The organism is uncultured Succinivibrio sp., assembly GCF_902756765.1.
Lineage (GTDB): Bacteria > Pseudomonadota > Gammaproteobacteria > Enterobacterales > Succinivibrionaceae > Succinivibrio.
Genome location: NZ_CACVSS010000142.1, coordinates 1 through 9,180, shown reverse-complemented (window position 1 = coordinate 9,180; position 9,180 = coordinate 1). Strand labels below are relative to the sequence as shown.

Genomic DNA, 9,180 nt, shown 5'->3' with positions numbered 1-9,180 from the left:
AAAATAATCCTCTCAATTGAGAGGATTATCTTTATCAGCAATTAAAACTGAAATTACTATTTATAGCAATCTGGAAGAGGAATCTGAGAAACCCCACTCTTTACAGCAGCACGAGCCACTGCGCCTGAAACCTGAGATCTCAATCTTGGATCCATTGGCTTTGGAATCAGATAGTCACGACCATATTCAAGATGATCAACCATTGCAGCCTTAACAACCTCAGGAGGAACTGGCTGCTTAGCCAAATCTCTTAAGGCATTCATCGCTGCTTTCATCATCTCTTCGTTAATGCAGGTTGCGCGAACATCTAAAGCGCCACGGAACAGATAAGGGAAACACAGAACGTTGTTAATCTGATTTGGATAATCAGAACGGCCTGTACCCATAATGATGTCAGGACGAACTTTAGCAACCAAAGCAGGGTCAACTTCTGGATCAGGATTAGAGCAGGCAAAAATAACGGCATTTGGAGCCATGCTCTTAACATCATCCTCAGATACCAAACCTGGACCTGAAACACCAAGCATAACGTCTGCTCCCTTAATTGCCTCAGATAGAGTCTTAGGACCAGCATCATTAATAAATCTTGGCTTTTCACCGTTGTTGTACTGAGGTCTATCAGAACGAATTACACCATGACGGTCAATCATGAAGAAGTTTTCTTTCTTAGCACCACAGGCTAAAACCAAATCAGAGCAAGCTACACCAGCAGCACCTGCACCTACACAGACAATCTTGCAGTCCTCAATCTTCTTACCCTGCAACTCGACAGCATTTAGAATACCAGCGGTTGTAACAATTGCGGTACCGTGCTGGTCATCATGGAAAATAGGGATCTGACAGCGTTTCTGAAGTTCACGCTCAATGAGGAAACACTCTGGAGCCTTGATGTCCTCAAGATTAATTCCTCCAAAGGTGTCTGCGATACACTCAACAGTTGTAATAAAATCTTCAACAGTTTTATGCTTTACTTCAATGTCAATAGCATCAATACCAGCAAAACGATTAAATAACAAAGCCTTTCCTTCCATAACAGGCTTTGATGCTAGAGGTCCTAAATTACCTAAACCTAAGATAGCGGTTCCATTCGAAATAATAGCTACAGAATTTCCCTTTCCTGTGTAGCGGTATGCATCGTTAGGATTATCAGCAATAGCACGGACAGGTTCTGCAACACCTGGGCTATAAGCTAAGGTCAGATCATCTGCTGTTTCAGCTGGTTTTGTAATTACTACCTTGATTTTTCCTGGAACAGGATTCTCATGATAGGCTAAGGCTCTTTCGCGTAATAATTTAGCATCATGTGACACAATAACCACCTCTTATTGTTTGTTTTGCTGTATGTAAAAACAGAAAGTTGATACATAAAAAATAAAAATGGAGAAAGCTGTAATCTTCCTTATAGCCATTGATTATTATCAAGGGAAAGAAGAGTGTTCAAATATATAAATTTCCCCGACCGTTTCATAGATTAGTCTAGCATGTACGATTTTTTTTACTTATAGAAAATTCACAATTTGAATAATTTTTTCGTTTATTCTTAATATTTTGTTAACAAAGAAAAGTCCGCTGAATTAAGTTTTGAACAGTGAAAATAGGATAAACAAGGGAATATGATGTCGTGTAGATGATTGGAGGGTAAAAAAAAATAGCCCGAAGGCTATTTTTTTCATAATGCTTGAACGTTCACTATTAGTGCTTGATAGCAAGTGATGAAATACCACCGAAACGCTTCTTGAATGCCTCAACTCTTCCGCCGGTATCAACGATCTTCTGCTTACCAGTGAAGAATGGGTGGCACTTAGAGCAAACATCTAAGCTTAAATCATGACCTGCAGTAGTACGGATCTTAAAAGTGTTACCACATGAGCAACGTACATTTACTTCCTTGTACTCTGGATGAATATTCTCTTTCATTTGAACCTCATTGCGTGTCGCGCTTTCAACCGCGGTTGCGTCGAATACCACACGCCTATTAATAGAAACGGTGGCTTATGATAGTAAATTAATTTTTTTTATGCAAGTGTTATTTTCATTAATTTTCAGTAGATTATAACGTCAAAATCTGTATATAAAAGCTTTTCTACAGACCTTCATCTTGAAAGAACTGTGTTTTATACCACCGCTATTTGCGTGATAAAATGGATTCATTATCATTACTTGAGAGTCTAATGTCCTTATATTATGAAATACTCCGACTTCACACTTGTTAATGTCGTGATCAACCGACCTCTGCATCAGAAATTCGCATATAAAATAGATGGAATTATCGGACCTGAGTGTGTTGGCTCAAGAGTTGAAGTTAATTTCTCAGGTTCTAACAGTATTGGAATAATCACAGATATTAATCCTGAAATAAAACATCCACTTTCAAAACTCAAAAAGGCGAAGCTTTTAGATAAAGTTTCCTTCATCTCCAAGGACATACAGAAAGTTCTGGAATTTGGAAGTGCTTTTTATCAGTATCCTCTAGGACAGTGTTATAACGTTGCTTTGCCTAAACTTTTAAGAGACGGAAAATCATATGCCTATGAAAGTATCCCTGCACTTGAACTCTGCGGAGAACCAGATAATAAAACATTATCGAAAATACGTTCAGAAGAACAGTTAAAACTAATAGATGTTCTAAAAAATGGAGCTGTAAAAAGAAAAGAACTAAGAGAAAGAGGGGTTTCAAGTCAGACAGAAAACGCCCTAGTAAAAAAAGGTATAGCAAAACTAACCGAACTTGAAACAGAACAAAAAAAATTTACAGATACAGATTTACCTATTTTAAAGGAAACTCCTCCTGTACCAAACATTGAACAGCAAAATGCAATTATTTCCATATCCAGTACAAAAGAATTCGGAGTCTTTCTTTTAAATGGTATTACCGGTTCAGGTAAAACCGAAGTCTATCTAAGAGTTATTGAAGAAGTATTAAAACAAGGAAAAGCTGCTCTAGTTCTAGTTCCAGAAATAGCATTAACACCTCAGACTTTCAACAGATTTTACAGAAGATTCAACGTCCCTGTATCTTCAATGCATTCTGCTTTATCTGACCGAGAGAGACTGGATGCTTATATAGATATGGCCAGTGGTAAATCAGGGATACTAATAGGGACCAGAACTGCCTTATTTACACCTATTCCAAACCTGGGACTCATTATTATAGACGAGGAACATGATTCCTCTTTCAAACAGAACGACACATTCAGATATCACGCGCGCTCTCTTGGAATAATAAGAGCAAAACAGAATAACTGCCCTATTGTTCTGGGTTCTGCCACACCTAGTCTTGAAACTATTTTTAATGTAAAAAAAGGTTTATACAAAAAATTAGATTTAACTATCAGAGCAGGAGGAGCTTCATTGCCAGTGAACCATTAACCGATGGTCTGAAAACAGGTGTAAGTGAAACTCTTGAAAAGGAAATCGGAGAAGAAACCGCTAAAGGCAATCAGGTAATGCTGTTTCTTAACCGAAGAGGCTATGCTCATCATCTGGTATGTCACAACTGTGGACATGTTTTCATGTGTCCTCACTGTGACAACCTTTTAACCGTACACAAGGGTGTTAACAGATTAAAATGCCACATGTGTGAAAATACTGTTCCAATTCCTGACATCTGCCCTCAATGTCACAGTGAGGCCTTATTTGAACAGGGGTTTGGAACAGAACAGGTCAGTGAATATCTAAAGACCAGATACCCAGACATAGGAATTGAAAGAATAGACAGAGATGTCGTTACCTCCAAAACACAGCTTGAAACCAGATTAAACAGGATAACATCAGGAAAATCTCAGATTGTGATTGGGACCCAGATGCTTGCCAAAGGGCATGACTTTCCCAATGTCACATTGGTCGGTATTTTAGATATTGACTCTTCTCTATTTTCTGACGACTACAGATCACTTGAAAATGCAGCCCAGTTATTAACACAGGTATCAGGACGATCAGGTAGAGGAAACAAGAAAGGAAGAGTAATAATTCAGACTCATCATAAGGACAATCTGCTTATAAACCAGTTAATTAATCCTGATTGTACATACTTAAATATAGCGGAAGAACTATTAAAGACTAGAAAAAATCTAATGTTACCCCCATATACATATCAGGCTTTTATATTAAGCAACAGCTCAGAACGTATTAATGCTTATTCATTCCTCAATCAGCTTTATTCAGAGCTTTCAGGGATCGCTTATAATTATTCGAATTTAGCTTTAACTCCTGTTATGTCTGATAAAATGGAGAAACAGCAGAATCGCTACCATTTCCATATGCTGGTTACTTGTATAAGCAGAAAAACGTTAAATATGTTTTTAACAGAAGTTCGAAATATAGTTTCACGGAAAAGCTTGTCTCAAGATTTACGATTCGCAATTGAAGTTGATCCAATAATTATGTGCTAGGCGCATTTTATGGTATTCTTCTCAAAAAATTTTCTTTATTCAGGCAAAGACTTTGTCATTGTGAATAAAAATCGAGGGATGGCGGTTATATAAAACATAGTATTTTCATTATGTTATTAGCATTCATCAGATAAAAATGGATAAGGACTCCGCGGTCAGAGACCTAATTCAAACTGAAAGAATAAAATAACTGCTGCAGCAAGAATTAATTCAATTGAAATAAAACTAGAGGTGCGAATATTCTCCAACCTATAAAAAGAGTTGGCTTCTGTTCGCAGATATTTATGAAACAGATTATTGAAAAATTAATTAGAGAAAGCATTTCATCAATAAATAAAGACAATTCAATTACACCTGAGTTATTGAGTAACATCCGGGTTGACCGCACAAAAGACCGAGCTCACGGTGACTTTGCCTCAAATATTGCAATGATGTTGGCAAAACCTCTAAAGAAGAATCCAAGACAGATTGCTCAGGATATTATTGATAATATCCCTAGCGATCCTCACATCTCAAAAATTGAAATTGCAGGTCCAGGATTTATTAATTTCTTTGCCAACAAGGCATCAATTGCCGATGCTCTTGAAGAGATGAATAATGATGCAAGATTAGGTGTTAAAAAGATAAGCAATCCAGACACCATTGTGGTCGATTATTCAGCACCTAACGTTGCAAAGGAAATGGCTGTTCACCACATTCGCTCAACAGTTATCGGTGATGCTGTTGTAAGAGTTCTGGAATTCTTGGGAAATAATGTTATTCGTGCAAACCACATTGGAGACTGGGGAACTCAGTTCGGTATGCTCATTGCTTATCTAGAGAAAAAAGAGAATGAGTCCGGTGCAGGCATGGATTTATCTGATTTCGAGGCATTCTACAGGGAAGCAAAGGAATGTTACGACACTGATGAAGAATTTGCTGTAAAAGCAAGAAGTTATGTTGTTCAGCTTCAAGGTGGTGATGAATACTGCCGCAAAATGTGGAAAAAGCTGGTAACAATGACCATGGTTCAGAATCAGAAACTATACGACAGATTAGATGTAACCCTATCTGATAAAGATATTATGGGTGAAAGTCTGTATAACGATATGCTTCCAGGGGTCGTAGAGGATCTGTTAAATAAGGGTATAGCTCAGGAAGATCAGGGAGCAATTGTTGTTTACCTGCCTCAGTTTAAAAACAAGGAAGGCAAACCTTTAGGAAATATCGTAAGAAAGAATGACGGTGGTTACCTCTATACAACAACAGATATCGCATGTATCAAGTACAGAGTTGAAAAGCTTAAGGCTACAAGAATTCTCTACTTCACAGATTCCCGTCAGCAGCAGCATCTGGAAACAGTTTGGGCTATTTGTGAAAAAGCAGGATACACCAACAGCAAAGTTTCATTAGAACACTGTCCATTCGGAATGATGCTTGGAAAAGATGGCAAGCCATTCAAGACAAGATCAGGCGGAACTGTAAAATTAAGAGATGTTCTTGATGAGGCTGAAGCAGGCTGAAGCAAGAGTAAAGACTCTCCTTGCAGACAGAAACTCTACCTTATCAGAGGCAGACAAAGAGACTGTAACTCATAATATAGCCATGGGTGCAGTAAAATACGCAGACCTGTGCAAGAACAGAACAACAGACTACATTTTTGACTGGGATCAGATGTTATCTTTCGAGGGTAATACTGCTCCTTATCTGCAGTATGCATACAGCCGAATCAGAGCTATTTTCCGCAAAGCAGAAGATATTAAACCAGGAAAAATCATTATTAGCTGTGAAGCAGAAGAGGAGCTTGCAAATAAACTGCTGGCCTTCTCTGAGGCTGTATACAGCGTAGGAAACAAAGCTTTACCAAACCTACTATGTAATTATCTGTTTGAACTATCTAATTTATTTATGCATTTCTACGAAGCATGCCCTGTATTGAAGGATACAGTTGATATGGAAACCAAGCAGAGCAGACTTGCACTTTGTGAAGTTACCGCAAAAGTTCTAAAACAGGGTCTTGGTCTTCTAGGCATTAATGTTATGGAGCAGATGTAAGAGTGGACAATTTAAAACAGGCATTATTGGCCTACTATAATAAAGCCTTAGCTTTTCTGCTGAAAAAGAATGAGAATTCAAAAATTAAATATAAAAATCTAACAGTGTGCGGAATTGGCTTACTTGTTTTTATTTTAATTTGTCTAATGCTTGTTCCATCTAAACAGAACAATAATACAATGATGCTTCATCCTGATGACGTTTCCTCTGCAAATGAGGAAGTGTCATTTGAAGACAATAATGCTGTTGCAGTAAATCCTACTATTGATGAAACCTCCTTACAAATCCATGACAAACCTCAGACAGAAGCTTCTGTTCCTGAAAATAATCAGAAATTAACAGAACCTGAAGCTGATATTCAAGAATATGAAGATACAGAAAATGAATTATCTAAAACTGAGAAAGACAACGAAGTAAAAAAGAATCAGACTAATCACGGAACATTTCTTTATTGCGGGAAATTCTCCTCACAGAAAGAAGCTTCTGAGCATAAGGCTAATCTGGCTTTTTCTGCAGGTCTGATTTCATCTGTTGTAGAAAAAAGTGGCACTTACACTCTTAAATTAGGACCATTTGACTCAAGAGATAATGCTGTTAAGACATTTGAGAAAATGGACCAATTATCTTTAGTTGATGAGTGCCAGTTAGAAACAGAATAAGGATTATAAATGACAACTATCGTATCTATTAGAAGAAATGGAATCGTGGCCGTTGGTGGAGACGGACAAGTTACCATGGGACAAAGCACAATACTGAAAGGCAATGCCAGAAAGGTTAGAAAAATATTTCACGGAAAGGTAATTGCTGGATTTGCAGGTTCTACAGCAGATGCATTTACTTTACTTGATCTGTTTGAAAAGAAGCTCGAAGAACATCAGGGAATTCTTGAAAAGGCAAGTATTGAACTGGCAAAGTTATGGCGTTCAGACCGAGCTCTAAGGAAATTAGAAGCAATTCTTATTGTTGCAGATAAAAAAGATTCACTAATGATCACAGGAACCGGTGATGTTGTAAAAATGGACGATGATGTTCTTGCAACAGGCTCCGGAGGAAACTATGCCTTGGCAGCAGCAAGAGCTCTTGTAGAAAACACCGACTTATCCGCAGTTGAAATTGTGAAGAAGTCTCTTGATATTGCCTGCAATATCTGTGTGTTCACAAACGAAAACCATATTATTGAAACTCTAGAGAACTAAGAAGATGTCAGAATTAACTCCTCGCGAAATTGTAAGCGAACTAGATAAATACATCATCGGACAGAAAGAAGCAAAGAAAGCGGTTGCAATTGCCTTGAGAAATCGTTGGAGAAGAATGCAGATCTCTAAAGATTTAAGAACCGAGATCGTTCCTAAGAACATTCTTATGATCGGACCAACTGGTGTTGGTAAAACCGAAATTGCAAGAAGACTAGCAAAACTTGCAAAAGCTCCTTTTGTTAAAGTTGAAGCTACAAAATATACCGAAGTTGGCTACGTAGGAAAGGATGTAGAGTCAATCATCAGAGAGCTGGCTGACGTTTCAATGAAAATGGTCAAGGAAGAAGCTTTCAAACACAACAAGGCTAAGGCAGAAGATGCTGCTGAAGAAAGAATCCTTGATGCGCTGCTCCCTAACCCAAGCGCTACAGAAGAAGAAAAAAACAATTCTTCTGCCAGACAGATGTTCAGAAAGAAACTCAGGGAACACGAAATTGATGATAAAGAGATCGAAATTGAAATCTCCGACAAGAGTCCAACGGTAAATGTAATCGGAGGCGCTCCTGGTATGGATGAGATCAATGATCAGCTTCAGTCAATCTTCGACTCAATGCATGCTAGAAAGAAAACCACAAAAAAAATGAAGATTAGTGAGGCTTTCAAGATCCTGCTGGAGGAAGAAGCCGCAAAACTAACACAAAATGATGATTTAAGAACTAGAGCAATCGAGCTTGCAGAAAACAACGGTATCGTATTTATCGACGAGATCGACAAAATCTGTCAGGAAGGTGGCGTAGACAGGGGTGTAGTTTCACGTCAGGGTGTACAGCGTGATTTATTGCCTCTGATTGAAGGCTCATCAGTCAACACAAAATATGGCATGCTGAAAACTGACCATGTTCTGTTTATTGCATCAGGAGCATTCCAGATGTCAAAACCTTCTGATCTGATTCCTGAACTGCAGGGCAGACTTCCAATCAGAGTAGAACTTTCAGCTCTAACCTCAGATGACTTTGAGAGAATCTTAAAAGAGCCTCATAACAGCTTAACCAAACAGTATGAACTGCTTTTAGGAACAGAAAACGTTACTGTTAAGTTTGAGGAATCAGCAATAAAGCGCATAGCAGAAGATGCATTCAAAGTTAATGAAAGAACCGAGAACATTGGAGCAAGAAGACTTCATACCTTAATGGAAAAAATCTTGGAGGAAGTTTCCTTCTCTGCTCCTGATAAATCAGGAAGCACGGTAATTATCGACGATAAATACGTTGATGAGCACTTAGGTGATCTAGTAGAAAACGAAGATGTAAGCAGGTACATATTGTAGTGATTGAAAAAAAACTCACTCCAAAAGAAAAGGTTCTGCTCGAACAGCTAGATGAATTGTGTGCTTTATGCACACAGTTTTCAGACAGGCTTTTGGAGACCGAAAAAGAACTCAATCAAAAAAATAAAGAGCTAGAGACCATTCGCCGAGAAATGGCTCTTCTCCAGGAAGAAAACAATCACCAAAAAGAGATGCTTCAAACCTGGAGACAAAGGCTTGAAACTGCTTTATC

The 9,180-nt window shown here is 38.1% G+C and carries 8 protein-coding genes and 1 pseudogene; 7 read left to right on the top strand and 2 right to left on the bottom strand.

Annotated elements, in window-relative coordinates; all coding sequences use genetic code 11:
* Positions 1–56: 56 nt before the first annotated feature.
* Positions 57–1,310 (bottom strand): malic enzyme-like NAD(P)-binding protein, encoded by a 1,254-nt coding sequence (locus QZU45_RS11605; RefSeq protein WP_295355452.1) that lies wholly within the window; start codon positions 1,308–1,310, stop codon positions 57–59.
* Between the two features lie 382 nt (positions 1,311–1,692).
* Entirely contained in the window at positions 1,693–1,917 is a 225-nt protein-coding gene (gene rpmE, locus QZU45_RS11600; protein WP_031490912.1) for a 50S ribosomal protein L31, read from the bottom strand.
* Between the two features lie 267 nt (positions 1,918–2,184).
* Here rpmE and priA (QZU45_RS11595) point away from each other — a divergent pair, with 267 nt between their 5' ends.
* The 7 genes and pseudogenes from priA (QZU45_RS11595) to QZU45_RS11560 form a co-directional block, all read left to right on the top strand.
* Positions 2,185–3,369 carry a primosomal protein N' gene (gene priA, locus QZU45_RS11595; protein ID WP_295355450.1) on the top strand — a complete coding sequence of 395 codons (1,185 nt, stop codon included), beginning with the start codon at positions 2,185–2,187 and terminating at the stop codon, positions 3,367–3,369.
* Positions 3,309–4,391 (top strand): primosomal protein N', encoded by a 1,083-nt coding sequence (gene priA, locus QZU45_RS11590; RefSeq protein ID WP_366925500.1) that lies wholly within the window; start codon positions 3,309–3,311, stop codon positions 4,389–4,391. The genes priA (QZU45_RS11595) and priA (QZU45_RS11590) overlap by 61 nt, the downstream gene beginning before the upstream one ends.
* A gap of 284 nt (positions 4,392–4,675) precedes the next feature.
* Positions 4,676–6,425 (top strand): annotated as a pseudogene (argS, locus tag QZU45_RS11585) (arginine--tRNA ligase).
* Between the two features lie 2 nt (positions 6,426–6,427).
* Positions 6,428–7,084, top strand: coding sequence for an SPOR domain-containing protein (locus QZU45_RS11575; RefSeq protein WP_295355444.1), 657 nt, complete (start codon positions 6,428–6,430; stop codon positions 7,082–7,084).
* A 9-nt stretch (positions 7,085–7,093) separates the two neighbouring features.
* Entirely contained in the window at positions 7,094–7,621 is a 528-nt protein-coding gene (gene hslV, locus QZU45_RS11570; protein WP_074839001.1) for an ATP-dependent protease subunit HslV, read from the top strand.
* A 4-nt stretch (positions 7,622–7,625) separates the two neighbouring features.
* Entirely contained in the window at positions 7,626–8,948 is a 1,323-nt protein-coding gene (hslU, locus tag QZU45_RS11565; RefSeq protein ID WP_074839003.1) for an ATP-dependent protease ATPase subunit HslU, read from the top strand.
* The coding region (locus QZU45_RS11560; protein WP_295355441.1) for a hypothetical protein at positions 8,948–9,180 on the top strand (233 nt) is incomplete at its 3' end. The genes hslU and QZU45_RS11560, both read left to right, overlap by 1 nt.